The sequence below is a fragment of the Brevibacterium sp. SIMBA_078 genome (genome assembly GCF_046534565.1).
Taxonomy (GTDB): Bacteria; Actinomycetota; Actinomycetes; order Actinomycetales; family Brevibacteriaceae; genus Brevibacterium.
Window position 1 is genome coordinate 372,592 of record NZ_JAWRYQ010000004.1, and the last position, 25,745, is coordinate 398,336.

The following is a 25,745-nucleotide window of genomic DNA, read 5'->3' on the forward strand; positions in this document are numbered from 1 at the left end:
AGATCGTTGCGCGCCTTTTGCGCATTGCGCTCAAACGCGGCTACGCTGAGCGCGTGCCCCGGCCCCATCGTTCGTTCTCCCGACGTGTGCTGATCTCTCAGCTCGCGCTCGTCATCGTGATCCTCGCCCTGGTCACCGGAGTGTTCGCGTGGATGGGGGCGCGCACCGTCACCGAGGTGACCGAGACGAAGGCGCTGGCCACTGCCCGCACGCTGGCGATCGATCCGGACGTCCGCGCCGCCGCCACCCAGGCTTCGGCCGAGCACGCTGAGAAGCCCGATGAGCAGCTCGTGACTTCGATGCTGGGGATCACCGATGATCTGCGCGACCGGTCGGGCATCACCTTCGCCGTCATCACCGACGATCGCGGCATCCGACTCACCCACCCCGATCGGTCGAAGATCGGGCACAAGGTCTCGACGTCGCCGGATGAGGCACTCGCCGGACGCGAGAACGTCTCCCACGAATCCGGGACCCTGGGCGAGACGGTGCGGGCGAAGGTGCCGATCTATTCGAGTGAGGACGGCAAGACCGTCGTCGGCGAGGTCTCGGTGGGCATCTTCGCCTCCGTGCTCGATGCCGATGTGCGTCGGGAGATGCTGCTGCTCGGAACCGTGGCAGTGCTTGCGCTGGCACTCGGGGTCGGAGTCTCGTATTGGCTCGGGCGCCGGCTGCGGCGGGAGACGCTCGGCGTCGGACCCGAAGAGCTCGCCGAAATGGCTCGCGACCAAGGTGCCGTGCTCCACGGCCTCGACGACGGAGTGCTCGGCTTCGACACGAACGGGAAGCTCACGCTGAGCAACTCGAACGCGAAGGAGCTGCTCCGTGCCGCCTCGGCGGGGGACGTCGACCATGCGAACGGCACGGCCGACGCGAACGGGGCAGCCGCCTCGGCGGGGGATTCCGACCGCGAACTTGTCGACCTCTCCGACGACGAACTCGTCAATGTGCCCGGGGAGGTCACCGCGCTCATGGCTGACGCCCCGGCGGACGGAGCCCTGCGGCGCCGGATCACGATCGGCGACCGGATTCTGCTGGCCACAGCCGTCCGGGTCCAACGCGACGGGGTGTCCGTCGGCGGGGTTGTGACACTGCGGGACGAGACCCAGATGCTCACGATGGCTCGCCAGCTCGAATCCGTCACCGCCATGGCCCGGGCCCTGCGCACTCAGCGGCACGAGTTCGCCAACCGGCTGCACACCGTGCTCGGTCTCGTCGACACGGGCGCGACGGACGAAGCCCACACCTATCTGTCCTCACTGCTGGGAACCGGGCCGATCACGACCCCCGTCGAGGACATCGACCTCGTGGCCGACCCGTACCTGCGCGCCGTTCTGGAAGCGAAGGGAACGACCGCCGCCGAGGCCGGAGTGGCCCTGGCCGTCACCCCCGATTCCCTGGCCGTCGGTGCGGTCCGTGACCCGGAGGCGGTCACGCTCATCCTCGGCAACCTCATCGACAATGCCGTCCGTGCGGCCGTCGCGGGTCGTCGGTATGCCGAGGACGGCGGTCGGGTCGAGGTGCAGGTCCTCAGCTCCGGACCGGAACTCCACGCGGTCGTCACGGACACCGGCGACGGGATCGACGACGAGGTGGCGGGGAAGATCTTCGACGAGGGATTCTCGACCTCGACGGCCGCCTCGGCGCCGGATTTCGGGATCGGACTCACCTCGGGAACCGGCACCGGAGACGGTCACGGACTCGGCATCGGACTCGCGCTCAGCCGCCGGGTCGCGGAGAAGGGCGGGGGAGCGGTGTGGCTCATCGACGGCCACGATCCGGACCTCGGCGGGGCGAGCTTCGGCATGCGCCTGCCCGATGCCCTCGACGATCCTGCCGACGTGGGCGACGCGGCCGACGCGGGCGACGTGGGTGACATGGGCGAAGACGGCGATGCTGATGCGATTGACGGCGACGGTGATGTCGACGCGATACCCGGCGACGACGAATTCCGAACAGATGAGGAGAGATGATGGTCAACGTTCTCGTGCTCGATGACGATTTTTTCGTCGGGCAGATCCATGCCCGGTACGTCGACGAGGTGCCCGGCTTCACGGCTCTCGAACCCGTCCGCGACCTGAAGACGGCCCGCGAGGTCATCGCCGAGAACGAGGTCGATCTGCTTCTCGTCGACTACGTCCTGCCCGAAGGCACTGGGGTCGAACTCATCCGCGAGACCGATATCGAGGCGATCGTGCTCTCGGCGGTCACGGATCCGCAGGTGGTCCGCTCGGCGCTGCGCGCGGGGGCGATGACGTACATCGTCAAGCCCTTCGCCGCCGAGGTTCTGCAGAACTTCCTGCGCCGCTACGCTCGATTCCTCCGCTATTGGGAGCGGGATAAGGTCGGGCAGACCGATCTCGAGCGGCAGCTGCGCAACCTCCACGATGCCGCGGCCGTCGGCGGGACCGGAGCGAGCCCGGCGGGATCGTCGACGACGACCCGGATTCTCGCAGCACTCGAGGAGGCGAGCGGCCCGATGACGGCTCTCGAGGTCGCCGAGGCGGTCGGCGCCTCCCGTGCGACCGCGCAGCGGCATCTGGCGAAACTCGTCGAGGCCCGCACGATCACGGTGTCCCTGCAGTACGGCAACACCGGCCGTCCCGAGCACCTCTACGCCACCCGTTGAGGCGGGGCGGGCTTGTCGTTCTCAATCGCGATCAGCCGTTTGCCCGCTGCTGAGCAGATCGAGTTCGCGGGGGAGTTCACGCATTCCCAGCAGGCGGGAGGCGAGCACCGGCAGTGAGCCGAACAGTGCGCAGGCTGCCAGGATCCACATCGTCGTTGTCACCCCGAGCCGGTCGCCGAGGATGCCGGCAAGGAAGGCACCCAAGGGCATCGGTCCCCACACGAGGAAGCGGATGGAGGCGTTCATCCGGCCCAGCAGCGGCTTCGGGCACAGGCGCTGGCGGAAGCTCACCTGCGCAATGTTGTAGACAACGACTGCCCAGGTCACAAAGAACCAGCTGATCAGCAGGGTCGGCAGCGCCGGCAGGACGGAAGCGAGCGGAACACCGAGGAAGCAGAGGCCGCCGATCAGCGCGGACACAGCGATGCTCGTTCCTTCGCCGAGGATCTTCTGCACCCATGCCGCCGTGAGTGCGCCGAGGATGCCGCCGGCCGAGGCAACGGACATGATGATTCCGAGTTCGACCTGGTGGAGACCGAGTGTGGTGAGGGCGTACAGCACGAGGAGCGCGAAGATGCCCGACGACGCGAAGTTCGTCAGACCTGTGCAGGCAGTGATCCGGCGCAGCAGCGGATGGCCGAGGACGAAGCCGAGTCCCTCGCGGATCTCGGCGACGAATCCGGCCCGGTCCTCGGCCGGTCGTGGGGTTTCGCGGTGTCGGATGAGTCCGACGAGGGTGCTCGACAGTCCCATGCAGAAGCTGGTCAGTCCGATGGTCAGCGGGGCACCGATCGCGGTGACCAGCCCGGAGGCGAGCGTGGGGCCGGCGACTCCGGCAGTCTGCTGGCTGGCTTGGAGCTTGCCGTTGCCGTCGGAGATCGCGTCGCCATCGACGAGTTCGGGCAGGTAAGACTGGTTGGCGATGTCGAAGAAGACGCTGACGATTCCGACCCCGGCCGCTGCGAGATAGAGCTGGACCATGCTTAGTGCGTCGAACGCCCAGGTCAGCGGGATGGTCAGGAGGATGGCGGCGCGGATGATGTCGCCGGAGACGATGACGAGTCTCTTCGGCAGTCGGTCGACCCAGGCACCGGCGGGCAGGCTGATGAGCAGGAACGCCGCAGATTCCAGTGTTGCGAGCACTCCCATTTGGAAGGCGTCGGCGTGGAGGAGCTGCACGGCGATGAGGGGGAGGGCGAAGAGGACGAGCTGGGAGCCGAACACGGAGACCGTGTTGCCTGCCCATAACTTCATGAAATCGCGGTGTCTCCACAGAGAAACGTGTTTCGGCCGCTGCGATGAGGCGGGACCGTGCTGCGGTTGTGGTTCGCTCGACGGCGGTTGGTCGGCTGCTGCCATGGCTCTTCCTCGAGACGGCGGGCGGAGGATCAGTGATTGAGAGTCAGTGATTGAGGGTTGTCAATCAATAATGCTCCACGAGTGATTGGGGAAAGTCAATCACTTTGGACGATTGATTGACATCTCCCGATCACTCGCTAGCGTTGAGGCATGAACGATGACACTCCTGCGGCCGGGCAATCGCCCAACCCGAGTTCGACAGGTCAGACACCCGCCGCGGCCTCCCTCGCCCGAGCAGTCGATCGCCGGGATGCCACCGAGGCCGAGGCCAAAACGCTGGCCTCGAGTATTCGCATCCGAATCCTGCGGCTGTGTCTGGATGAGGCAATGAGCAATCGGGAGATCGCCGAGGCGACCGGCCTCAATCCCGCGACCTCGCTCCACCATGTGCGGATGCTCGCCGACACCGGATTCCTCGAACCTCAGGAGGCGCGGCGAGGCAAGCGCGGGTCCAGGGAGATCCCGTACCTCGCCACGGGCAAGAGCTGGTTCCTCAACACCGGTGATATGACGACCGAGATGATCGAGGCCTTCACCGCCGAGTTCACCGCCGCACCGTATGAGGAGCGGACGATGGGTCGGATGGCGGCGATGCTCACCGAGGATGAGGTCGAGGAGTTCCGGGCTCGCATCGATGAGCTGTTCGAAGAGTTCCGGAGCCGGCGCAACAAGGACGGTGCCACCCAATGGGGTCTGTTCATCGCCATGCACCCGAGCGACCCGCATGACCGTTGACAGCGCCGGGATTCCTGCTGACGACGCCGGGGACAGCTATGTCGGTATGGTCCAGCCGCACTGACTCAATAGTCTCTTGAAACGGAGCGCAGCCGAGCGACTTCGCTGAGAAACGGGCGCAGCGTCGAGAAACGCACGTGCACACCCGTTTCTCGACACGCAGCCCGTTTCTCGGCGATACGGGGTGCCTGACGTGCGAATCCGTGCTTCACACCTGCCCCCGCGGGCCGCCGCACCACACGCCGAAACCTGCGGATTTGCTGGGCAGGAGCGCAATATCGTCCTAAGATGAGAGACATGGCGACCAGAACGACTTCCCCCGCTTCTGGTTCCGGGAAACGCACAGCGCGCAAAAACGCTGGTCGGTCCGGTCAAGCGGGGACCGAAGAACCCGGGACAAACGTTGTCACCGGTGCATGGAGGGGAGTGGCCCACATGGCCGGAAACCGTGCGCGAAAGACTCTCAGCGACGAACCGACCGATCAATCACCGACGAAGCGGGACGGCACAGCCTTCTTCCTCATCGGACTCTCGATCATCATCGCCGCCTTCGAATGGTGGAACATCCCCGGCGCGATCAGCGACGGCGTCCGCGGAATCGTCGAAGGCACCTTCGGCCGGGTGGCACTCGCCCTGCCGGTGGTCTTCACCTGCTACGCGATCCGCCTGTTCCTGCGCGGCGACGACAACCGCGGCAACAACCGCATCCTCATCGGAATGATCCTCGGCCTGCTGGCTGCCTCGGGCCTAGCCCATATCGCCGCCGGCAACCCGACCTTCACGAACTCCCGCGAGGCCATGGCCAACGGGGGAGGCGCGCTCGGATTCGTCGTGTCCTCACCGCTGGTCGTCGCGACCACCGTGTATGTGGCGGTGCCGTTGCTCGTCCTCCTCGGGCTGTTCTCCCTGCTCGTGGTCACCGCGACCCCGGTGCGCGCGATTCCCCGTCGCCTCACCGACCTGTACTACCGCCTGACCGGCGGAGCCCGCCCCGAAACCGACGCCGAGGCGGCCGAGACCAAACAGTCCGACCTCGTTGCCGAGAACGGCCGGACCTCCGACCTCAAACCCGTGATGGGCGCCAAGCGCCGCAGCCGGAAGAAGAAGACCGAGATCCCCGATCTCGACGCCGAGTCCGCCGACGACGACACCGCGACGAAGGCCTACGACAAGGCCTACATCCACGAAGACGACGTCAGCGACGAAGAAGCCGATACCACGCGGATCGAAACCGATCCGGAGCCCAAGCTCAAGCCCGGCCAGCGCCGGCCCACCAAGGCCGAACGCGAGATGGCCGAGCTGAAGAAGACCATCGGGATGGACGACGACGCCGCGAACCAGGCGAAGAAGTCCGAGCCTGCTGCCGCCTCGGCGCCGGTGCCGACGACGAACGCACCCGCACCCCCGCCCACGGAGCAGCTTCCCGAACGCGTCGAACAGCTCACCCTGGCCGGGGACGTCACCTACACCCTGCCCGCCTCCGACAACCTCCAGCCCGGACCTCCCGCGAAGGAGCGCTCCGAGGCCAACGATCGTGTCGTCGAAGCCCTGCGCGATGTACTCGAGCAGTTCAAGATCGATGCCGAGGTCACCGGCTTCTCCCGCGGACCGACGGTCACCCGCTACGAGGTGGAGCTCGGCGCCGGCACGAAGGTCGAGAAGGTCACGGCGCTGTCGAAGAACATCGCCTACGCTGTGGCCAGCGCCGATGTCCGCATCCTCTCGCCGATCCCCGGCAAGAAGGCCATCGGCATCGAGATCCCGAACACTGACCGCGAGAACGTGGCGCTCGGTGATGTGCTGCGCTCGAAGGCCGCCCGCAAGACCGACCACCCCATGGTCATGGGCGTGGGCAAGGACGTCGAAGGCGGATTCGTCGTCGCCGACCTCTCGAAGATGCCCCACCTCCTCGTCGCCGGTGCCACCGGTGCCGGTAAGTCGAGCTTCGTGAACTCCATGATCACCTCGATCATGATGCGCGCGACCCCCGATGAGGTCCGCATGATCCTCGTCGACCCCAAGCGCGTCGAGCTGACGATCTACGAAGGCATCCCGCACCTGATCACCCCGATCATCACGAACCCGAAGAAGGCCGCCGAGGCGCTCGAATGGGTCGTGCGCGAAATGGACGCCCGCTACGACGACCTCGCGAACTACGGGTTCAAGCACGTCAAGGAGTTCAACAAGGCCGTCCGCGAGGGCCGCATCCAGCCGCCCGCCGGATCCGAACGAGTCCTCCAGCCCTACCCGTACCTGCTGGTCGTCGTCGACGAGCTCGCCGACCTCATGATGGTCGCCCCGCGCGACGTCGAAGCCTCGATCCAGCGCATCACTCAGCTGGCCCGTGCCGCCGGCATCCACCTGGTGCTCGCCACCCAGCGACCCAGCGTCGACGTCGTCACCGGCCTCATCAAGGCCAACGTGCCCTCCCGGCTGGCATTCGCGACCTCGTCGCTGGCCGACTCCCGAGTCGTGCTCGACCAGCCCGGCGCAGAGAAGCTCATCGGTCAGGGCGACGCCCTGTTCCTGCCGATGGGCGCGGCCAAGCCGATGCGTGTCCAGGGCGCCTGGGTCAACGAGTCCGAGATCGAGAAGGTCGTCGAACACGTCAAGAGCCAGCTCACCCCGAACTACCGCGAAGACGTGGCCGTCGAAGCGCCGAAGAAGCAGATCGACGAGGACATCGGAGACGACCTCGAACTGCTGCTCCAGGCGATCGAGCAGGTCGTCACCACGCAGTTCGGCTCGACCTCGATGCTGCAGCGCAAACTGCGCGTCGGCTTCGCCAAGGCCGGTCGCCTCATGGACCTCATGGAGTCCCGCGGCATCGTCGGACCCTCCGAGGGATCGAAGGCCCGCGACGTGCTCGTGCGCCCCGACGACCTGCCGGGCACCCTGGCCATCATCAAGGGCGAGACCCCGCCCGAGGATTCCGGCGGCGCCGCTGCCGACGCCCCGACCGACGGAGTCCACGGCCAGTCCGAACAGACCGGATCCGGGCACGCCTCGGCAGCCGGGGACTATGACGAGGAGTTCGACGACGACTACGGCGAGACCTCCCACGGCTCGGCGTCGGCGTACAGATCGGCATCGCCCGACCGCTACGCGAACGGCGTCGGTCATGCCGGCGACCTCACCGTCGGCGACGTCGATCCGGAGACCGGACTCGAGGTCGTCGAGGCCAGCGGAGAGGACGCCTGGCAGCTCACCGGCCGCTGATCCGATAAGAACCCCACCCCTCGCCGAGGCGGCGCACCGTACCGACGGTGCGCCGCCTCGGCGATTGTGGTTGAGATGGCCCTGGTTGGAATGATCTGCTCAGCTCACTCCGATAGGCTGGATGCGTGAACGATAGAGTCGAGGCCGGAGCCTCTCAGCAGCCCTCCGCAGAACCGAGTCCGTGGAATGTCCCAAACGCACTCACGGTGCTGCGCATCCTCATGGTGCCCCTGTTCCTCGTGCTTCTGCTGGCAGACGGCGGCAACGATGTGACACTGCGCTGGTGGGCACTCATCGTATTCCTGCTGGCCATGTTCACCGACTTCGTCGACGGCTACCTGGCCAGGCGAAACGACCTCATCACGAACTTCGGCAAGATCGCCGACCCGATCGCTGACAAGTCGCTCATGGCCGCGGCACTCATCGGTCTGGCGATCATCGCCGAACTGCCGTGGTGGGTGCCCGTGATCATCCTCGTCCGCGAATTCGGGATCACCGTGCTGCGGTTCTTCATGATCCGCATCGCCGTCATGCCCGCCTCGCGCGGGGGCAAGGTCAAGACCGTGCTGCAGACCGCGGCGATCGGACTCTTCCTGTTGGTCTTCCCGCTCTCGGCCGTGCTGCCGTCCGTTGTCTACGTCATCCTGCTCATACTTGCCTGGGTCATCATGACCGCGGCCATCGTCTCCACCATCGTCACCGGCGTCGACTACTGCGTGCAGGCGGCCAAGCTGTACAAAGACGCGAAGAACGGCGGGAACGCGCAGTCCGATGGGGACGCGCAGCGTGGCTGAGTCCGAGCTGTTGGCGACTGCGCGTCGCATCATCTCCACCTGTTCTCAGCTGGGGATCTCGCTGGCGTCGGCGGAGTCGCTGACCGGGGGACGCTTCGTCGCCTCGCTCGTCGATGTGCCGGGCGCCTCGGCCGTGGTGCGCGGGGGACTGGTCACCTACGCCACCGACCTCAAGGCGAGCCTGGCCGGAGTCGATGCCGACCACCTCGAGGAGACCGGACCGATCGACCCGGTCGTCGCCGCGCAGATGGCCGTCGGCACGGCCGTGCAGTGCGTCGCCGACATCGGGATCTCCTGCACCGGCGTCGCCGGACCCGATCCGCAGGACGACAAGCCCGTCGGACTCGTCTACACGGCGATCGCCTTCGGCGGGAAAGCGAAGGTCTTCGAACACGAGTTCACCGGCGACCGTGATGCCATCCGCAGTCAGACGGTGCAGGCGATGGCCGTCAACCTCGACGAATTCGTCGGCGAACTCGCCTTCGGACCCGAGGCCGGGCAGGCGTCGAATGCTCGTGAGGACGCCACGGAATAAGTTCGTCTGCTGTGGGGTTGACCGCGTGATGACCATCGGACGAAAATTCTCCAAAGTCTTCGAATGGACTGGCAATACCATCCGCTCGGGGCACCAGGTTGGTGCTGTGTCACGGCCAGGTTGTAAGGTTATTGGAACTACATTGACGGGACGCGCTGACAAAGGGAGGGCCGCGTTATGTTACTGAGAGTCGAAATCGGCGACGCACTTCGTTCCGCCCGCCGTCGTCAAGGACGCACCCTTCGCGATGTCTCGACCGGTGCCAGCGTGTCGCTCGGCTACCTCAGCGAAATCGAGCGCGGACAGAAGGAAGCCTCCTCGGAGCTGCTGTCGGCGATCTGTGAAGCACTCGACCTGCCGCTGTCGGCACTGCTGTCGTCTGTGTCCGATCGCTTCGCTCTCGAAGAAGGCGTGCAGATCCCCGACACCATTCCGCAGGAGCTCTCGGACAAGATCCTCGGTCATCCCGAGGGATACTCTGCTCCGCGGCTGGCCGCCAAACCCTGATGCGGCACACGCTCTACTGGATCCTCATGAACGAGGAGTTCGGTGAGGCCCGCGCCGCCTCCCTGCACACCGACCTCACTCTGAGCTCCTTGGGTTCGCGGACCGCAGCCCAGGCGTTCGAAGCCGGAGTCGAACCCCGCGACATCTGGACCGCCGTCTGCGATTCCATGGGCGTTCCCGAATCTCGGCGCCTCGGCAAGGAAAAGCCGCGCGCGACGCCGTTCTGACCGAGGCTCGATGCCGTTCTGCTGGATCGGAGCAGTTTTGATCGATCGGGGGCGCTCGGCATTGTCTGTGACTCTGTCTGGTCGGAGCAGTGCTGGTCTTTACTGTCGGCGCCGTGCCGCCCGCGTGTAGACTGACCGCATGAATCAGGCCGTCCCGTTCATCACATTCCAGCCCAGTCGTGGACAGAACGCCGCCGAGGCCATGGAGACCTACCTCGAGGTCTTCGCCGACGGAGAAGTGATCCTCGACAATCGCTACGGTCCCGACGGTCCGGGCGCCGAAGGCACGGTCATCATGTCCGAGATCGAGATCGCCGGCCAGAGACTGCGCTTCAGCGACAGCTTCGTCGCACACGAGTGGGACATCACTCCCGGTGTGTCACTTATGGTCGACTGCGAATCGGCTGAGGAGCTCGAACGCATCTTCACCGCACTGAGCACAGACGGAACTGTGTTCATGCCGCTCGACGACTACGGATTCGGCCCATTCGGGTGGCTGGGTGACCGCTTCGGCCTCACCTGGCAGCTGGGCCTGGCCCAGGGCTGAATCTCGCGGAGACACGCGACACACCCGAATATATAGAACACCTGTTCCCATGTGGGTTATCCTGGTGAGGAATCACGGGACCTGTGACCACGAGTGGCTGGTTATCCACGGGGGAATCGCTTCCTCTGTCGTTATGTCAGTGCCATCTTCTAGCCTTGGTCTCAACGGAAAAGCAACGAAGAGGAGACGTCATGGCACGTACACCCAAGAACCTTCAGGTTCCCACCGGCGGAGACAAGTCGAAGGCACTCGAAGCCGCAATGGGCCAGATCGATCGCAACTACGGCAAGGGCGCGATCATGCGCCTCGGCGACGGTGTGCGTGAGCCCATCGCCTCCATCCCGACCGGTTCGGTCGCACTCGACATCGCTCTGGGCATCGGCGGTCTGCCGCGCGGTCGCGTCGTCGAGATCTACGGTCCGGAATCCTCCGGTAAGACGACCGTGGCCCTCCATGCCGTGGCGAATGCTCAGAAGGCCGGCGGAATCGCCGGGTTCATCGATGCCGAGCACGCACTCGACCCCGAGTATGCGAAGAAGCTCGGCGTCGACACCGATCAGCTCCTCGTCTCCCAGCCGGACACCGGTGAGCAGGCTCTCGAGATCGCCGATATGCTCATCCGCTCCGGGGCCCTCGACGTCATCGTCATCGACTCCGTCGCGGCCCTTGTGCCCAAGGCCGAAATCGAAGGCGAGATGGGCGACAGCCACGTCGGTCTGCAGGCTCGCCTGATGTCGCAGGCTCTGCGTAAGATCACCGGCGCCCTGGCCCAGTCGAAGACCACCGCGATCTTCATCAACCAGCTGCGTGAGAAGGTCGGCGTCTTCTTCGGTTCCCCGGAGACCACCTCGGGCGGTAAGGCGCTGAAGTTCTACGCCTCCGTGCGCATCGACGTCCGCCGCATCGAGACCCTCAAAGAAGGTCAGGACGCGGTCGGCAACCGGACGCGTGCGAAGATCGTGAAGAACAAGGTCGCTCCGCCGTTCAAGCAGGCCGAGTTCGACATCCTCTACGGCCACGGCATCTCCCGCGAAGGCAGCCTCATCGATATGGGCGTCGACAACGGCATCGTGCGCAAGTCCGGATCCTGGTTCACCTACGACGGTGATCAGCTGGGGCAGGGCAAGGAGAACGTCCGCAACTTCCTCCGCGACAATCCGGGCCTCGCCGAAGAGATCGAGCTGAAGATCAAGCACAAGCTGGGTCTCATCCAGGTCGACGAACCCGAGGAAGGCGCCGAGATGGCCGGAGAAGCACAGACGGATGACGTCGAAGTCTCCTGACGCTTCGTCGACTGACGACGAATTCGCCGGCCACGAGCCCGCCGCATCGACCGACACGGTCGGTGCGGGGGACTCGGGTCGGACCGATTCGCCTCAGACCAAGACACTCTCGCAGCTGCGCAGTGCGATCTCGGAGATCGACCAACGTCATGCCGAAGGGGAGGCCGGTTTCTTCGCCGGTCTCTCCGGACTCGACGACGATGATGTCACCGGCGGCAATGGTCGAACTGCCAAACGAAAGAGCTCGGGGTCGAAGCGCAAGAAGAACTCCAGCGGCTGGAAGCGACAGCAGCAGGAACCGGACAACGGGTGGGTCGAAGGCGGTACCGACTCGACTCCGGATTTCATCGACGTCCCTGATTTCCTTGCGGCCGAGAATGATGGTCCAGATTTCCTGGCGAGCGGTGGCGATGTCGCGCCTGACTTCGCTGCCGGTCCCGGGCTGAGCTTCGACGACGACGAAGACGACGCTCCCGACTTCGACGCGGATTACGCGCAGGCGAAGAAGACGGCGATGAACATGCTCGCGATGCGCGACCACTCCAGCGACGAACTGCGCAAGAAACTCCTCAAACGCGACCTCATGCCCGAAGCGATCGATGTCCTCATCGAGAAGCTGCAGAATTCGCGTCTGCTCAACGACGAAGAGTTCGCCCACCGCTTCGCACGGGCACAGCGCGAGAACCGGAAACTCTCCCGGTCCGTGCTCAAACGTGAACTGAGCAAGAAGGGCATCAGCCCCGAACTCGCCTCCGACGCCGTGGCCGACATCGACGGCGAGGAAGAGCTCGCCCGCGAAGTCGCCGAGAAGAAAGCCGCCTCTACCAGGCGCCTCGACTATGCGGTGCGGGAGCGCCGAATCCTCGGCATGCTCGCCCGCCGCGGCTTCCCCTCGGCGATCTGCATCAAGGTCACACGGGAAGTGCTCGCCGAAGACTGAAACGGCACATGGGGAACGGCTAGAATGGGTGCGCCATGACTGAACTGATTGAATCCCCGACGACATCCGGAACCACCCCTCGCAGCTACGAGGTCAAGACCTACGGATGCCAGATGAACGTGCACGACTCCGAGCGTCTGTCCGGACTGCTCGACGATGCCGGCTACGTTCAGGCGAACACCGACGACCAGGCCGACGTCGTCGTATTCAATACCTGCGCCGTCCGCGAAAACGCGGACAACCGCCTCTACGGCAACCTCGGCCAGCTCGCGAAGGTCAAAGAGAACCACCCCGGCCTCCAGATCGCCGTCGGCGGATGCATGGCACAGAAGGACCGCGACACCATCGTGAAGAAGGCGCCCTGGGTCGACGTGGTCTTCGGCACCCACAACATGGGATCCCTGCCGGCGCTGCTCGAACGCGCCCGCCACAACGAGGAAGCCCAGGTCGAGATCCTCGAAAGCCTCGACGTCTTCCCCTCCACCCTGCCCAGCCGCCGCGAATCCCAGCACTCCGGCTGGGTATCGATCTCGGTCGGCTGCAACAACACGTGCACCTTCTGCATCGTGCCCAGCCTGCGGGGCAAAGAGAAGGACCGCCGTCCCGGCGACATCCTCGCCGAAGTCGAAGCACTCGTCTCCGACGGAGTCGTCGAAGTCACCCTGCTCGGGCAGAACGTCAACTCCTACGGCGCCGAATTCCGTGACAAGGGCGCATTCGCAAAACTGCTGCGCGCCGTCGGCAACGTCGATGGAATCGAGCGAGTCCGCTTCACCAGCCCGCACCCGGCCGCATTCTCCGACGACGTCATCGACGCGATGGCAGAGACCCCGACCGTCATGCCGCAGCTGCACATGCCGCTGCAGTCCGGTTCGGACACGATTCTCAAATCCATGCGGCGGTCCTACCGGACCAAGCGGTTCATGAACATCCTCGACTCCGTGCGCGAACGTATCCCACACGCAGCGATCACCACCGACATCATCGTCGGCTTCCCCGGAGAGACCGAAGAGGACTTCCAAGGCACAATGGACATCGTCCGCCGTGCCCGCTTCTCACAGGCCTTCACCTTCCAGTACTCCATCCGCCCCGGCACACCGGCGGCCACGATGGACAACCAGGTGCCGAAGGACGTCGTGCAGGAGCGGTTCGAACGCCTCACCGCGCTCCAGGATGAGATCGCCTGGGACGAGAACAAAGCTCAGGTCGGTCGTGAGGTCGAAGTGCTCGTGACCAAGCTGCCCCACGACGATTCCCCACGACTGAGCGGTCGCGCCGAAGACAACCGCCTCGTCCACGTCGGAATCCCCGAAGGCTCCCAGATGCCGCGACCCGGTGATTTCGTCACCGCCACCGTCACCGAGGCGAAGCCCTACTTCCTCCTCGCCGACTCCGGATTCTCCGTACGCCCGTCCCGCGCCGGTGACGCCTACGACCGGGCACAGGCCGACAGCTGCGGCGCACCGAGCCCCGGACAGGGTGCAGCCGGCGCGACGAACCTCGGTATGCCGACCATCCGCCCTCGCGGCTGAGATGGGCGCCTTCGCCAGCATCCCGGCAGCCCCGGTGCTGCTCGAGAACATCGACCGCAGCGAGACGGCGCGAATGGTCGAACTGCGGACCGTTATCCGCGACACTCTGAGGACGCAGACCGATTGGGCCCTGCCCATCGAGACCCTGCCACCCGTGGCTGGGCTCGGCGGGTGGGGAATCGACCGCGGCGTCGATACTCGCACCGGTCAGTATCTGTCCGGGACCGAGTGGGTCGACACCGTTGAAGGCCTGACGACGGACGAGCGCAGACTCGCCGAGGCGGCCGACCCCGCCATCCTCGTCGCGATCCTTCACGCTCACGCCATCGGCATCGACATCGGCCCGCTCGGATCGAGCGAGAACCTCCTGCTCCCCATCGACCTGTCCGGAGCCGCCACGGAGGACGCGCCCTTGGCCCCGATCGACGGCGCCGCGGAATTCGATCGTGCCGTCGTCGAGACACTCACCTCCGGGACGACGCTCGACATTGGAAGTCTTCTCGACCTCTGCGACCAAGCGGAGGCCATGGCCGCCAACCTCAGTGTGCTGGCTGCCGGCATCCGCCACGCCGTCGACCAGGGCGCTCGTGTCTCGACTCTGGAACCGGTCGTCGACGAACGTGTCCACGAGGTGCGTTCTGTCTGCGGCACCGGATTCTGGGAGTGATCGTCGATGACTGAGGACACTGCGCCGATCATCACCGTCGTCGGAGCCACTGCCACCGGGAAATCCGACCTGGCGCTGGATCTGGCAGGCCGCCTCGGCGGGGAGATCATCAACACGGATTCGATGCAGTTCTACAGAGGGATGGACATCGGCACGGCGAAGCTGCCGGTCGATGAGCGCCGGGGGGTTCCGCATCACCTCATCGATATCCTCGACGTCACCGAAGAGGCGAACGTTCAGGACTTCCAAGCGCGTGCACGCGCAGCGATTGCGGACATCCGGGAGCGCGGACTGCGTCCGATCCTCGTCGGCGGGTCCGGACTCTACGTGCGCGCCGCGGTCGACCATATGGAGTTCCCGGGCACGGATCCCGAGGTGCGAGCCCGCCTCGAGGCCGAGGTCGCAACAGACCGGTGGGCGCTGCACCAGAAACTGCGCAAGCTCGACCCGAAAGCGGCCGAGAAGATCACCGTCAACGACCAACGACGTATCGCCCGAGCCCTCGAAGTCATCGAACTCACAGGACGACCCTTCAGCGCCCAACTGCCGGACTACCAGGAGATCGAACCGACCATCCATCTGGGATTGAGCATGGACCGGGCGATTCTGCATGAGCGCATCGCCGCCCGAGTCGAACTCATGTGGGACCACGGGTGGGTCGACGAAGTGTTGCGACTCCTCGACGTCGGATTGGCCGAAGGCAAGACGGCATCGCGCGCCATCGGATACGCACAGATCCAACGCCACCTGGCCGGAGAACTCACCGTCGCCGAGGCGAAGGAAGAGACGACGATCCGCACAAGGCAGTTCGCACGCCGACAGGACACCTGGTTCCGCCGCGACCCGCGCATCCGCTGGATCGACGGCAGCGCCGCCGACGCCGAACAGAATCTGGCGGCGGCACTCGACGTCCTGAACGGGCACTGAAGACCTGACTGGACGCTCACCGATAAGATGGAGCCATGAGCACTCCGAATACCCCGTTCGCCGCCTGGACCGATGTCAGCTTCCTCAAGGGGCACGGCACCCAGAACGACTTCGTTCTGCTCTCCGACGACGACAGCACACTGGAGATGCATCCCGAAACCGTCGCCACGCTCGCCGACCGACGTGCAGGACTCGGCGCCGACGGCATCATCCGCATCGTCCGCTCCGCAGCCAGCGGCATCCCGGGAGCCGCCGAACAGGCCGACGCCGGTGCCGAATGGTTCATGGACTACTACAACAACGACGGCAGCCTCTCCGAGATGTGCGGCAACGGCGTTCGCGTATTCGCCCACGCACTCGTGACCAGCGGTCGCGTCCCCGCCGATGCCCGCGAGATCCTCGTCGGCACCCGTGACGGCATCAAAGCCGTGCGCACCACCCTCAATCCCGCCCTCGGCGTTCAGACCGGAGACGACGTCGTCGACACCGGCACAGCCGGACCCGGATCGGCCAGCGACGCCTGGTACACGATCGACATGGGCGAATGGTCACTCGACCCCGCCAGCAGCGTGCTCGTGACCACCGGCGGAATCGACGTCGCCCGTCCCGGACTGCGCGTGTCCACCGGCAACCCGCACACCGTCGTCGCCCTGGCCGAGAACTCCGAACTCGCAGCAGCCGAACTGCGCGATGCCCCCGTCCTCGACCCCGTCCCGGCACAGGGATCCAATGTCGAATACATCGTCATGGAACCCGCCCGATCCGATGTGGCCGGGGGAGAAGGCGCCCTGCGCATGCGCGTGTTCGAACGCGGCGTCGGTGAGACCCGCTCCTGCGGAACCGGCGCCTGCGCGGCAGCGATCGCAGCCCACCACTGGGCAGGCGAGAAGTCACCTCTGCAGTGGAGAGTCGACGTGCCCGGCGGTCAGCTGCGCATCGAAATCGAGCCCAATGCGGAGGGTACGAGCGGACGCGTCAGCCTTGCCGGCCCCGCGGTCCTCGTCGCCAGCGGCACGATCGGCTGAGCTCAGTCGCGCTCGACCGTGAGCACGCGGAAGCCCTTCGACGATCCCGTCCGCACGACCTCGAATCCGTCGCCGAGCATCCCGGCGATCCACTTCTGCAGGGAATCGGCGCCGAGGTTCTTCGACACGACGAGATCGGCGCGGCCGCCCGGCGCCAGACGCGGCAGCCAGGTCTCCAAGAGTTCGTGCAGCGCTTCCTTGCCGATGCGGATCGGCGGATTCGACCGGATCGCGGCGAACTGCAGGTCGGCGGGAACATCAGCGGCGGTGACGGTGTTGATCGTATCGAGACCCAGCCTGCGCGCATTCGCCGCGGTGGTCTCCAGGGACCGGGAGTTGACGTCGAGTGCCCACACTCGAACATCCACCTCGGCGTCCTGGGCATCCAAGGCCGTGTGCAGGGCGATCGGCCCCCAACCGCAGCCGAGATCGAGGATATCGCCGGCCGGCGGCTCAGCCAGATGCCGCAGCAGCACAGCGGTGCCGAGGTCGAGGCGAGTGGGCGAGAACGTGCCGGATACGGTTTCGACGGTGACGGCGCGGCCGGCCAGATCGAGGTTGAGTACCCGCGACTTGGCCTCGCTGCTCGGCGATTCGGTGAAATAGTGCTCTGACACCGTTTCAGTCTAGACGGCTGTGGGAGAATTGATGGACACCACCGTCGGTGCGAATCGTCTGGACCGGTGGCAAGCATGACGACGTCCGCACGAGAAGTTCCGTGCGGGCGGCAGAGAACAAAGGAATGAATGACGTCTGAAGACAAGGAGCGTCGCAACGCGATGCTCGATCGTGTGCTCTCCCGAGGCGCCCAAGCCCTCGATGATCACGACACCACCCAGGGCGATGACCAGTTCGACCTCGCCGAGCGCGCCGCCCTCACCCGCGTCGCCGGACTCTCCACCGAGCTCGAAGACATCACCGAGGTCGAATACCGTCAGGTCCGCCTCGAACGCGTCGTCCTCGCCGGCATCTGGAACACCACCCAGGCCGAAGCCGAGAACTCGATCCGCGAACTCGCCGCACTCGCCGAAACCGCCGGTTCCGAGGTCCTCGACGCGCTCATCCAGCGTCGCGACAAGCCGGACCCGGGCACCTACCTCGGCAAAGGCAAGGCTGCCGAACTCGCCGAGGTCGTCTCCTCCGTCGGCGCCGACACCGTGATCATCGACTCCGAACTCGCCCCCAGCCAGAGGCGCGGACTCGAGGACGTCATCAAGGTCAAGGTCGTCGACCGCGTCGCGCTCATCCTCGATATTTTCGCCCAGCACGCGAAATCCCGCGAAGGCAAGGCCCAGGTCGAACTCGCCCAACTCGAATACCTCCTGCCGCGACTGCGCGGTTGGGGTGAGTCCCTGTCCCGTCAGGCCGGCGGCCGTGTCGCCGGCGGTGCCGGAATCGGCTCCCGCGGACCCGGTGAGACGAAGATCGAACTCGACCGTCGCCGTATCCGTACGCGCATGTCGAAGCTGCGCCGCGAGATCAACGCCATGGCGCCCTCCCGCGAGACCAAGCGGAAGAACCGCGCCCGCCACCACGTACCCTCCGTCGCGATCGTCGGCTACACGAACGCGGGCAAGTCCTCCCTGCTCAACCTGCTCACCGACGCCGAGGTGATGGTGCAGAACGCCCTGTTCGCCACCCTCGATCCGACCGTCCGGCAGGCCAAGACCGCCGACGGCCTCGTCTTCACCTACACGGACACCGTCGGGTTCGTCCGCAACCTGCCCCACCAGCTCGTCGAGGCCTTCCGCTCGACCCTGGAGGAAGCCGCCGGCTCGGATCTGCTCCTCCACGTCGTCGATGCCTCCCACCCGGATCCGCACGGACAGATCCAGGCCGTGCGCGACGTCCTCAAAGACGTCGAGACCGGGGATATCCCCGAACTCCTCGTGTTCAACAAGGCAGATATCGCCGAGGAGGCCGTGATCACCGGCCTGCGCGCGGAGTATCCCGACGCCCAGTTCGTCTCCGCAGTCTCGAAGGAAGGGATCGATGACCTCATCGAGGCCATCGAGAACCGCCTTCCCGTCCCGGACATCGACATGACCGTGCTCGTTCCCTATGAACGCGGTGACCTCGTGTCGAAGATCTACGCCCTCGGCACGGTCGAACACGAATCGCACGGCACGGAGGGCACCAGCCTGCAGGCCAAGGTGCCGACCGAGCTCGTCGACGAACTGCGCGAATTCCAACGTCCGGACCTGGTCATCGACGAGTGAAGGCAGTCGACACCCTCCTCGAATCCGCTGTCGGCGCCATCGGCGGATCGCCACGTGAGGGTCAGCAGGAGATGGCGCAGGCGGTCGCCTCGTCGCTGGACAAGGGAATCCATCTGCTCGTGCAGGCGGGAACCGGCACCGGCAAATCTTTGGCCTACCTGGTGCCGGCGGCCGAGTACGTCACCCGCACCGGCGGGAAGGTCGTCGTTTCAACGGCAACCCTGGCCCTGCAGACGCAGATCATCCACCGCGACCTGCCCCGGCTGTTCAAGGCCGTGAAGAAGGACCTCGATCCGCTGCCCCGGGCGGCACTGCTCAAGGGGCGCCGGAACTATGTGTGCAAGCACAAGCTCGCCGGCGGGTACCCCGACGAGGGCGAGGGCATGCTCTTCGACCTCGGTGCCGACGCCGAGGCGGGACGCAAACCCACCGAACGCTCCGGGCTGGGGGAGGAGATCCAGCGGATCCGCACCTGGGAGAAGACCACTGACACCGGCGACCGCGACGATCTCCTACCCGGCGTCAGCGATCGTGCCTGGTCACAGGTGTCCGTCAACGCCTTCGACTGCCTCGGTTCGAACTGTCCGCTGTTCACCGAATGCTTCGCCGAAATCGCCCGGAACAATGCCGCCGACGCCGATATCGTCGTGACGAACCATGCCCTGCTGGCCATCGACGCCTTCGGGGAATCGAACGTGCTGCCCGAACACGATGTCATCATCATCGACGAGGCCCACGAGCTCAAGGACCGGGTCACCAGCGCCCTGTCCGGGCAGATCAACACGAGCATGCTCTCGGCCGCGACGAGTTCCGTACGCAAACACACCACCGTCCAGGACGGCGTCGTGTCTCTGCTCGACTCCGCCGCGGCGGCACTCGAACGTGCGCAGACCTCGGTGCCCGAGGGGCTCATCCTCCACATGAGCGAGGCGCTCGGACTGGCTCTGGCGCAGATCCGCGATTCCGCCCGCCAGATCATCAACGACATCGGCGGCAAGACCGAGGAGGCCGACGCGGGCCGGCAGATGGCCAAGGCACGCTGCCAGGAGATCTTCGAACTCGCCGAACGCTTCTGCGACCCGGGAAAGAACGACGTTATCTGGCTCTCACGCTCGACCTTCCGCGAGAAGGAGACGACGAATCTCGTCGTCGCACCCTTGAGCGTGGCCGGGACCATGCGCAACGGCATCTTCGAAGAATCCACGGTCGTGGCCACCTCGGCGACTCTGTCCCTGGGTGGCAACTTCGACGCAGTGGCAGCCTCGTTGGGACTCTTCGGACCCGACGCCCCGAAATGGGACAGCCTCGATGTCGGATCACCCTTCGACTACGGCAAACAGGGCATCCTCTATGTCGCCTCCCACCTGCCCAAACCCGGACGCAGCGGACTGAGCGAGGAGGCGCTGACCGAACTCGAGGAACTCGTCGAATCCTCGAACGGCGGAGCATTGGGCCTGTTCTCCTCCCGGGCGGCGGCCAATGCGGCGGCCGAACATCTGCGGGAGAAGTTCGATTTCCCGATCCTGCTCCAAGGCGACGACGGCCTGCCGGCGCTGGTCTCCCAATTCACCGCCGATGATCAGTCCTGCCTGTTCGGAACCATGTCACTGTGGCAGGGAGTCGATGTGCCGGGACGGACGAACCGCCTGGTCATCATCGACCGTCTGCCGTTTCCCCGTCCCGACGACCCGCTCATGCAGGCGCGGGCACGCGATGCCGACCAGCGGGGAGTCAACGGATTCATGGCGGTGTCGGCCACGCATGCCGCCCTGCGCCTGGCTCAGGGAGCCGGACGCCTCATCCGGTCGACCAAGGACAGGGGAGTGGTGGCCGTGCTCGACTCGCGGCTGCGCTCGGCCCGGTATGCCGGGTTCCTCGTCAACTCGATGCCGCGGATGTGGCCGACGACGAATTCCGGCCTCGTCCGCAAGAGCCTGGCACGGCTGGCCGAAACCGACGAAGGATGATGCAAAGGCCCGCGACCGAATCGGTCGCGGGCCTTTGCGTTCAGACTGCGGAGAGCCGACGGAAGATCAGAGGCGGCGGATGACGGCGACGACGAGGCCCATGATCTGGGCGTAGGTGCCGTCGATGGGTTCGTAGTTCTCGTTCTGCGGCATCAGCCACTGCTGACCGGCCTTGCGTTTAAGGGTCTTCACCGTGGCCTCGCCGTCGAGGAGGGCGGCGACGATCTGACCGTTGTCAGCGGTGTGCTGCTTGCGCACCACCACCCAGTCGTCGTGGCAGATGGCGGCTTCGATCATCGAATCGCCGACGACCTTGAGCAGGAACATCTCACCGGAGCCGACGACCTGGGTCGGCAGGGAGAAGACATCGTCGACTTCCTGCTCGGCCAGGATCGGGCCACCGGCGGCGATGCGTCCGACGACGGGCACCTGCACGGTGTTGTTGGCGAGCTCCTCGTACTTCGCGCGCTCTGCCTCTTCCTCTTCGAACGGATTGACCACTTCGATCGCACGCGGGCGCTTCGGGTCGCGGCGGACATAGCCGAGGCGTTCGAGCTGGGAGAGCTGGTGGGCGACGCTGGAGAGGGAGGCCAGCCCGGCGGCCTTGCCGATCTCGCGCATGCTCGGCGGGTAGCCGTTGGTCACGACCGCACGTTCGATGGTCTCAAGCACGAGACGCTGACGGGGAGTGAGGCGGAAGTCGCCCTCACCGGATGACCCCTCAGGGATCTGGACGACGTCGTCATCGGTGCGAGCGGCAGCGATCTCGCTGGCAACATCTTCGTTGCGAGGCCTGCCTCTGCCTCGTTTGTTCTGAACCATTGCTCGTTCCCCTTCGTTCTATTCCCTGCCGCTGAACGCCGTGATCTCCGCTTCGGAAATTCTCGTGTCAGTGCCGACTGAGATGGTTCTGACAGATCAATCAACAACGCTGGTTCCCTCTCATTGTCGCATAGATGTTCGAGTTGGACTGGACATTTGTTCGATTGGCATGTTGAATAGAACAGACGTTCTACCGATTACTGGTGGAATCGTACGAATGAAAGAGGTAATGCGATGTCTGCACAGAACACCGAGCTGCACCTGACCCCTCGTGGACGCCAGGCTGTGCGCCTTCTCCGGACCCTGCTCGTCGCTCTCGTCGTCATCGGCGGAGCGGTCCTCCTCGCCACCCAGTCGTTCTCGGCAGCTGCTGTCGCCGAATCGGAGACGGAGAGCATCGGCATCGACGCCGAGGCAGTCGTCGTCGGTGAGGGCGAATCGCTGTGGACCGTGGCTTCGAATCTCGGCATCGACCGCGACACCCGCGATGTCGTTGCCGATATCGTCGAGATCAACCACCTGGACACCCCGACGGTTCACCCCGGCCAGACCCTCGACGTCCCCGTCCGCTGAGGTCGGACCCTGCTCGACCGGCAGGGCGCCGGCCCGACCGGCAGCGCGCTGACCCGTTCGATCGGGTGAGCCGACCGGCGTATCTCGATGCCCGACCCGCCGCCCGGGCGGCGGGGGCCTCTCGGTAGAATGATCGCCGTGGGAAACATCGACTCTCTGCCAGTGCGTTCAGACCTCGTCGGCCTCAAGCCGTACGGGGCTCCGCACCTCAATGTGCCGGTCCAACTCAACGTCAACGAGAACGCCTATCCGCTTCCGGACGTCGTCGTCGAGAGCATGCGCGCCGCCGTCGACGATCACTTCGCCGGACTCAATCGATATCCCGATCGCGAATTCACCGCACTGCGCGAACACCTCGTCACCTATCTGGACGGTGTGAACGAACGCGCCGGAGACTCCGTCGACCTCGACCCCTCCATGATCTGGGCCGCCAACGGCTCGAACGAAGTGCTCAGCCATATCGTCCAGGCCTTCGGTGGTCCGGGCCGCACTGTCATAGGCTTCACCCCCTCGTACTCGATGCACCCGCTCATCACCACGGGCACGGGTGCCGAATGGCAGCACGTCGAACGCAATGACGACTTCACCCTCGATGCCGAGACCGTCGCCGCCGAGGTGGCTCGTGCGAATCCGGACATCGTCTTCCTGTGCACCCCGAACAATCCGACCGGGACCTCGATCGGTCTCGACGTCATCGAAGCCGCCTACGACAACTGCGCAGGGATAGTCATCGTCGACGAGGCGTATGCGGAATTCTCCCGTCCCGCCAAGTCTTCGGCGATGACTCTGCTTGAGGGCCGGCCCCGCCTCGTCGTCTCCCGCACCATGAGCAAGGCCTTCGCCTGTGCCGGCCTGCGCTTGGGCTACGCCATCGCTGCACCCGAGCTCATCGACGTCCTCCGCCTCGTCCGCCTGCCTTACCACCTGTCCGAGGTCACTCAGGTGCTGGCCTGCACGGCTCTCGAACATGCCGAACTGCTGCTTGGCAATGTCGACCGTCTCATCGACTCGCGCAATCGGATGTCCAGCCACCTCGCCGAGGCGGGCTTCACCGTCCACGACAGCGATTCGAACTTCGTGCTCTTCGGCAACATCGCCTCACCGGCCGATCTGTGGCAGAAGCTCCTTGACCGCGGAGTCCTCATCCGCGATATCGGCATCACCGGCCACGCTCGTGTCAACGCCGGCACCGAGGAGGAGACCGAAGCGTTCCTCAACGCCATCGACGACATCCTCGCCGAATCCCCGGACATCCTCGCGGATCGTCCGCAGTCTCCGACCCCGTCATCAGCCGCCCCGACGAAAGGCACTCCATGAGGCAGGCCCAGAACTCACGCACCACGTCCGAGTCCACGGTGTCCGTGTCCGTCAACCTCGACGGCACCGGAAGTTCGAACATCTCGACGAGCGTGCCGTTCTTCGACCATATGCTCACCGCCCTGTCGAAGCACTCGATGATCGACCTCGACATCACCGCCACCGGCGACACGCACATCGACGTCCACCACACCGTCGAAGACACCTCGATCGTGCTCGGCCAGACCCTGCGCGAAGCGCTCGGCGACAAGGTCGGCATCCGCCGCTACGGCTTCGCCGCCGTCCCGCTGGACGAGGCCTTGGCCCAGTGCGTCGTCGACGTCTCCGGGCGCCCCTACTTCGTCCACGAAGGCGAGCCCGAAGGCCAGCAGTACCACCTCATCGGCGGTCACTTCACCGGTTCGATGACCTCACACTCGCTGGAATCGATCGCCTTCAACGGCGGACTGACCGTCCACCTCGACCTGGTGCGCGGTCGCGACCCGCACCACATCGTCGAAGCCGAGTTCAAGGCCTTCGCCCGCGCGCTGCGGGAGGCCGTCGAAACCGATCCGCGCAGCAACTCCGTTCCCAGCACCAAGGGAGTCCTGTGAGCACAACCGTCATCGTGACCCCGTTCGGGGTCGCCCAACAGCTGGCCGCCGCGTGCGTGCTGTCGAACATCTCCGGCATCATCGTGCCGATCGGCGAGTTCAGCGGAATCGTGCTCGCCGACACGGATGTCAAAGCCGGCAACGAGGCGGCCGCAGTGATCTCGAAGCTCGCGGGCAAACATGAGGTCCTCCTCCTCGTGCGCAGCGAAGAGCAGATCGACGCCGGCCACTTCCGCCACGGCGCCCGAGAATCCGATGTGCCGGCCGGGCTGGCGCTGAAGAACCTGCCCGATGTGCTCGAAGGTCTCCTGCTCGAAACCGTTGCCGCAGAGGACGTCGAAGGCAATATCCCGACCTCGTCGATGACGAAGCTGCAGGCCAGTGCGGCCACGATGAGCCCTGGCCGGGCCGCCATGGCACGCACCGCTCTGCTGTGGATCATCGCCGCCGTCCTCGCCGGACTCGTCATGGCCTTCGGCATTGCTCTGGCCCTCGGCGGGAACACCATCGCCTGGGTCGTCGCCGCACTCGGTGCCATCGTCCTCGGGTTCTCCCTGTGGAGGATCTGGTCGGTGCTGAGCAAGGGAGCGAAGCGATGACGACTGTCGCCGTCCTCGACTACGGTGCCGGAAACGTCCGTTCCGCCGTTCGTGCGGTCGCCGCGGCCGGTGCCGAGGTCACGCTGACGGCCGATCACGATGTCATCAACGACTCCGACGGACTGCTGGTTCCCGGCGTCGGCGCATTTTCGGCCGTGATGGCCGGACTGGAGAACGTCGGGGGTGTCGACCTCATCCGGGCACGCCACGAACAAGGGCGACCGCTGCTCGGCATCTGCGTCGGCCTCCAGGTGTTCTTCGCCCGCGGTGTCGAACACGGAGTCAAGACTGAGGGCATCGGTCTGTGGTCCGGAGCCGTCACCGGCCTCGACGCACCGGTCATCCCGCATATGGGATGGTCGAAGGTTAACGCTCCCGCGGACTCGGCCATGTTCGATGGCATCGGGGACGAACGCTTCTACTTCGTCCACTCCTACGCCGCGACCGAGCCGCCGGCGAACGCGACAGTGACGACCGCCCGCCACGGCAATGACTTCATCGCCGCCGTCGAAGACGGAACCACCTGGGCAGCACAGTTCCATCCCGAGAAATCCGCCGAGGCAGGCGCCAAGCTCCTGCGCAACTGGCTCGCCTCGTTCGCCGCCGACAGCAGCCCGGGCAGCGATTCCGGCAGCACCGGCAGCTCCGGCACCAACCCCACAGGCTCACTCAGCTCCTGACCGAGCACACCGACTATGGTTGCCTCAAACCCCGTGGCACCCTGGCAGA

General features: G+C 65.6%; 25 protein-coding genes. 22 read left to right on the plus strand and 3 right to left on the minus strand.

The window, feature by feature from the left end:
- Positions 1-53: 53 nt before the first annotated feature.
- Both SB749_RS16565 and SB749_RS16570 read left to right on the plus strand, forming a co-directional pair.
- The gene (locus tag SB749_RS16565; protein ID WP_410711258.1) at positions 54-1,973 is read left to right on the plus strand and encodes an ATP-binding protein; all 1,920 of its coding nucleotides are present in this window, start codon (positions 54-56) and stop codon (positions 1,971-1,973) included.
- Positions 1,970-2,629: a response regulator gene (locus tag SB749_RS16570; RefSeq protein WP_410711259.1), complete on the plus strand. Its 660-nt coding sequence runs from the start codon at positions 1,970-1,972 to the stop codon at positions 2,627-2,629. The genes SB749_RS16565 and SB749_RS16570 overlap by 4 nt, the downstream gene beginning before the upstream one ends.
- A gap of 21 nt (positions 2,630-2,650) precedes the next feature.
- Here the strand turns inward: SB749_RS16570 and SB749_RS16575 are convergent, their stop codons facing one another.
- Positions 2,651-3,988, minus strand: a complete 1,338-nt coding sequence (locus tag SB749_RS16575) for an MFS transporter (protein ID WP_410711260.1) — start codon at positions 3,986-3,988, stop codon at positions 2,651-2,653.
- A gap of 150 nt (positions 3,989-4,138) precedes the next feature.
- Here SB749_RS16575 and SB749_RS16580 point away from each other — a divergent pair, with 150 nt between their 5' ends.
- The 13 genes from SB749_RS16580 (at position 4,139) to dapF (ending at position 16,926) form a co-directional block, all read left to right on the plus strand.
- Positions 4,139-4,723 carry an ArsR/SmtB family transcription factor gene (locus tag SB749_RS16580; protein WP_410711261.1) on the plus strand — a complete coding sequence of 195 codons (585 nt, stop codon included), beginning with the start codon at positions 4,139-4,141 and terminating at the stop codon, positions 4,721-4,723.
- A gap of 435 nt (positions 4,724-5,158) precedes the next feature.
- A complete protein-coding gene (locus SB749_RS16585) occupies positions 5,159-7,942 on the plus strand; it encodes a DNA translocase FtsK 4TM domain-containing protein (RefSeq protein ID WP_410711356.1) in 2,784 nt (927 codons plus the stop codon).
- A gap of 125 nt (positions 7,943-8,067) precedes the next feature.
- Entirely contained in the window at positions 8,068-8,736 is a 669-nt protein-coding gene (gene pgsA / locus SB749_RS16590) for a CDP-diacylglycerol--glycerol-3-phosphate 3-phosphatidyltransferase (protein ID WP_410711262.1), read from the plus strand.
- On the plus strand, positions 8,729-9,271 hold the full coding sequence (locus SB749_RS16595) for a CinA family protein (RefSeq protein ID WP_410711263.1): 543 nt from the start codon (positions 8,729-8,731) through the stop codon (positions 9,269-9,271). Before pgsA ends, SB749_RS16595 begins: the two co-directional genes overlap by 8 nt.
- Positions 9,272-9,448: 177 nt before the next feature.
- Positions 9,449-9,778 (plus strand): helix-turn-helix domain-containing protein, encoded by a 330-nt coding sequence (locus tag SB749_RS16600; protein WP_139470108.1) that lies wholly within the window; start codon positions 9,449-9,451, stop codon positions 9,776-9,778.
- The gene (locus tag SB749_RS16605; RefSeq protein WP_410711264.1) at positions 9,778-10,005 is read left to right on the plus strand and encodes a DUF3046 domain-containing protein; all 228 of its coding nucleotides are present in this window, start codon (positions 9,778-9,780) and stop codon (positions 10,003-10,005) included. The genes SB749_RS16600 and SB749_RS16605 overlap by 1 nt, the downstream gene beginning before the upstream one ends.
- A gap of 139 nt (positions 10,006-10,144) precedes the next feature.
- Positions 10,145-10,552, plus strand: coding sequence for a VOC family protein (locus tag SB749_RS16610; protein WP_410711265.1), 408 nt, complete (start codon positions 10,145-10,147; stop codon positions 10,550-10,552).
- Positions 10,553-10,743: 191 nt separating this feature from the next.
- Positions 10,744-11,835: a recombinase RecA gene (gene recA / locus SB749_RS16615; RefSeq protein ID WP_410711266.1), complete on the plus strand. Its 1,092-nt coding sequence runs from the start codon at positions 10,744-10,746 to the stop codon at positions 11,833-11,835.
- On the plus strand, positions 11,816-12,775 hold the full coding sequence (locus SB749_RS16620; protein ID WP_410711267.1) for a regulatory protein RecX: 960 nt from the start codon (positions 11,816-11,818) through the stop codon (positions 12,773-12,775). The genes recA and SB749_RS16620 overlap by 20 nt, the downstream gene beginning before the upstream one ends.
- 35 nt (positions 12,776-12,810) lie before the next feature.
- Positions 12,811-14,307, plus strand: coding sequence for a tRNA (N6-isopentenyl adenosine(37)-C2)-methylthiotransferase MiaB (gene miaB, locus SB749_RS16625; RefSeq protein WP_410711268.1), 1,497 nt, complete (start codon positions 12,811-12,813; stop codon positions 14,305-14,307).
- Position 14,308: 1 nt separating this feature from the next.
- Positions 14,309-14,974, plus strand: coding sequence for a hypothetical protein (locus tag SB749_RS16630; protein ID WP_410711269.1), 666 nt, complete (start codon positions 14,309-14,311; stop codon positions 14,972-14,974).
- Between the two features lie 6 nt (positions 14,975-14,980).
- Positions 14,981-15,901, plus strand: a complete 921-nt coding sequence (miaA, locus tag SB749_RS16635; protein ID WP_410711270.1) for a tRNA (adenosine(37)-N6)-dimethylallyltransferase MiaA — start codon at positions 14,981-14,983, stop codon at positions 15,899-15,901.
- 35 nt (positions 15,902-15,936) lie between these two features.
- Positions 15,937-16,926 carry a diaminopimelate epimerase gene (gene dapF / locus SB749_RS16640; protein ID WP_410711271.1) on the plus strand — a complete coding sequence of 330 codons (990 nt, stop codon included), beginning with the start codon at positions 15,937-15,939 and terminating at the stop codon, positions 16,924-16,926.
- Between the two features lie 2 nt (positions 16,927-16,928).
- Here dapF and SB749_RS16645 read toward each other — a convergent pair whose 3' ends face one another.
- Positions 16,929-17,543: a class I SAM-dependent methyltransferase gene (locus SB749_RS16645; protein ID WP_410711272.1), complete on the minus strand. Its 615-nt coding sequence runs from the start codon at positions 17,541-17,543 to the stop codon at positions 16,929-16,931.
- A gap of 129 nt (positions 17,544-17,672) precedes the next feature.
- On the opposite strand from SB749_RS16645, the gene hflX reads away from it, so the two are divergent.
- Both hflX and SB749_RS16655 read left to right on the plus strand, forming a co-directional pair.
- Entirely contained in the window at positions 17,673-19,145 is a 1,473-nt protein-coding gene (hflX, locus tag SB749_RS16650; RefSeq protein WP_410711273.1) for a GTPase HflX, read from the plus strand.
- A complete protein-coding gene (locus SB749_RS16655; RefSeq protein WP_410711274.1) occupies positions 19,142-21,112 on the plus strand; it encodes an ATP-dependent DNA helicase in 1,971 nt (656 codons plus the stop codon). Before hflX ends, SB749_RS16655 begins: the two co-directional genes overlap by 4 nt.
- A gap of 66 nt (positions 21,113-21,178) precedes the next feature.
- Here SB749_RS16655 and lexA read toward each other — a convergent pair whose 3' ends face one another.
- Positions 21,179-21,934 carry a transcriptional repressor LexA gene (lexA, locus tag SB749_RS16660; protein WP_092012603.1) on the minus strand — a complete coding sequence of 252 codons (756 nt, stop codon included), beginning with the start codon at positions 21,932-21,934 and terminating at the stop codon, positions 21,179-21,181.
- 234 nt (positions 21,935-22,168) lie between these two features.
- Between lexA and SB749_RS16665 the strand changes: the two genes are divergently transcribed.
- From SB749_RS16665 to hisH, 5 genes are all read left to right on the plus strand, one after another.
- Positions 22,169-22,507, plus strand: coding sequence for a LysM peptidoglycan-binding domain-containing protein (locus SB749_RS16665; RefSeq protein WP_101546893.1), 339 nt, complete (start codon positions 22,169-22,171; stop codon positions 22,505-22,507).
- A 138-nt stretch (positions 22,508-22,645) separates the two neighbouring features.
- On the plus strand, positions 22,646-23,824 hold the full coding sequence (locus SB749_RS16670; protein ID WP_410711275.1) for a histidinol-phosphate transaminase: 1,179 nt from the start codon (positions 22,646-22,648) through the stop codon (positions 23,822-23,824).
- On the plus strand, positions 23,821-24,417 hold the full coding sequence (gene hisB, locus SB749_RS16675) for an imidazoleglycerol-phosphate dehydratase HisB (protein ID WP_166823776.1): 597 nt from the start codon (positions 23,821-23,823) through the stop codon (positions 24,415-24,417). Before SB749_RS16670 ends, hisB begins: the two co-directional genes overlap by 4 nt.
- Positions 24,414-25,016 carry a hypothetical protein gene (locus SB749_RS16680; protein WP_410711276.1) on the plus strand — a complete coding sequence of 201 codons (603 nt, stop codon included), beginning with the start codon at positions 24,414-24,416 and terminating at the stop codon, positions 25,014-25,016. Before hisB ends, SB749_RS16680 begins: the two co-directional genes overlap by 4 nt.
- Entirely contained in the window at positions 25,013-25,696 is a 684-nt protein-coding gene (gene hisH / locus SB749_RS16685) for an imidazole glycerol phosphate synthase subunit HisH (RefSeq protein WP_410711277.1), read from the plus strand. Before SB749_RS16680 ends, hisH begins: the two co-directional genes overlap by 4 nt.
- Positions 25,697-25,745 lie beyond the last annotated feature (49 nt).

Excerpts from the sequence above, each read along its gene's own strand:
- hflX (WP_410711273.1), top strand. The coding sequence starts at position 17,673 with ATGACGTCTGAAGACAAGGAGCGTCGCAACGCGATGCTCGATCGTGTG.
- dapF (WP_410711271.1), top strand. The coding sequence starts at position 15,937 with ATGAGCACTCCGAATACCCCGTTCGCCGCCTGGACCGATGTCAGCTTC.
- hisH (WP_410711277.1), top strand. The coding sequence starts at position 25,013 with ATGACGACTGTCGCCGTCCTCGACTACGGTGCCGGAAACGTCCGTTCC.
- SB749_RS16620 (WP_410711267.1), top strand. The coding sequence starts at position 11,816 with ATGACGTCGAAGTCTCCTGACGCTTCGTCGACTGACGACGAATTCGCC.
- SB749_RS16575 (WP_410711260.1), bottom strand. The coding sequence starts at position 3,988 with ATGGCAGCAGCCGACCAACCGCCGTCGAGCGAACCACAACCGCAGCAC.
- SB749_RS16570 (WP_410711259.1), top strand. The coding sequence starts at position 1,970 with ATGATGGTCAACGTTCTCGTGCTCGATGACGATTTTTTCGTCGGGCAG.
- SB749_RS16580 (WP_410711261.1), top strand. The coding sequence starts at position 4,139 with ATGAACGATGACACTCCTGCGGCCGGGCAATCGCCCAACCCGAGTTCG.
- recA (WP_410711266.1), top strand. The coding sequence starts at position 10,744 with ATGGCACGTACACCCAAGAACCTTCAGGTTCCCACCGGCGGAGACAAG.
- SB749_RS16665 (WP_101546893.1), top strand. The coding sequence starts at position 22,169 with ATGTCTGCACAGAACACCGAGCTGCACCTGACCCCTCGTGGACGCCAG.
- miaB (WP_410711268.1), top strand. The coding sequence starts at position 12,811 with ATGACTGAACTGATTGAATCCCCGACGACATCCGGAACCACCCCTCGC.
- miaA (WP_410711270.1), top strand. The coding sequence starts at position 14,981 with ATGACTGAGGACACTGCGCCGATCATCACCGTCGTCGGAGCCACTGCC.
- lexA (WP_092012603.1), bottom strand. The coding sequence starts at position 21,934 with ATGGTTCAGAACAAACGAGGCAGAGGCAGGCCTCGCAACGAAGATGTT.
- hisB (WP_166823776.1), top strand. The coding sequence starts at position 23,821 with ATGAGGCAGGCCCAGAACTCACGCACCACGTCCGAGTCCACGGTGTCC.
- SB749_RS16600 (WP_139470108.1), top strand. The coding sequence starts at position 9,449 with ATGTTACTGAGAGTCGAAATCGGCGACGCACTTCGTTCCGCCCGCCGT.
- SB749_RS16610 (WP_410711265.1), top strand. The coding sequence starts at position 10,145 with ATGAATCAGGCCGTCCCGTTCATCACATTCCAGCCCAGTCGTGGACAG.
- SB749_RS16630 (WP_410711269.1), top strand. The coding sequence starts at position 14,309 with ATGGGCGCCTTCGCCAGCATCCCGGCAGCCCCGGTGCTGCTCGAGAAC.
- SB749_RS16605 (WP_410711264.1), top strand. The coding sequence starts at position 9,778 with ATGCGGCACACGCTCTACTGGATCCTCATGAACGAGGAGTTCGGTGAG.
- SB749_RS16585 (WP_410711356.1), top strand. The coding sequence starts at position 5,159 with ATGGCCGGAAACCGTGCGCGAAAGACTCTCAGCGACGAACCGACCGAT.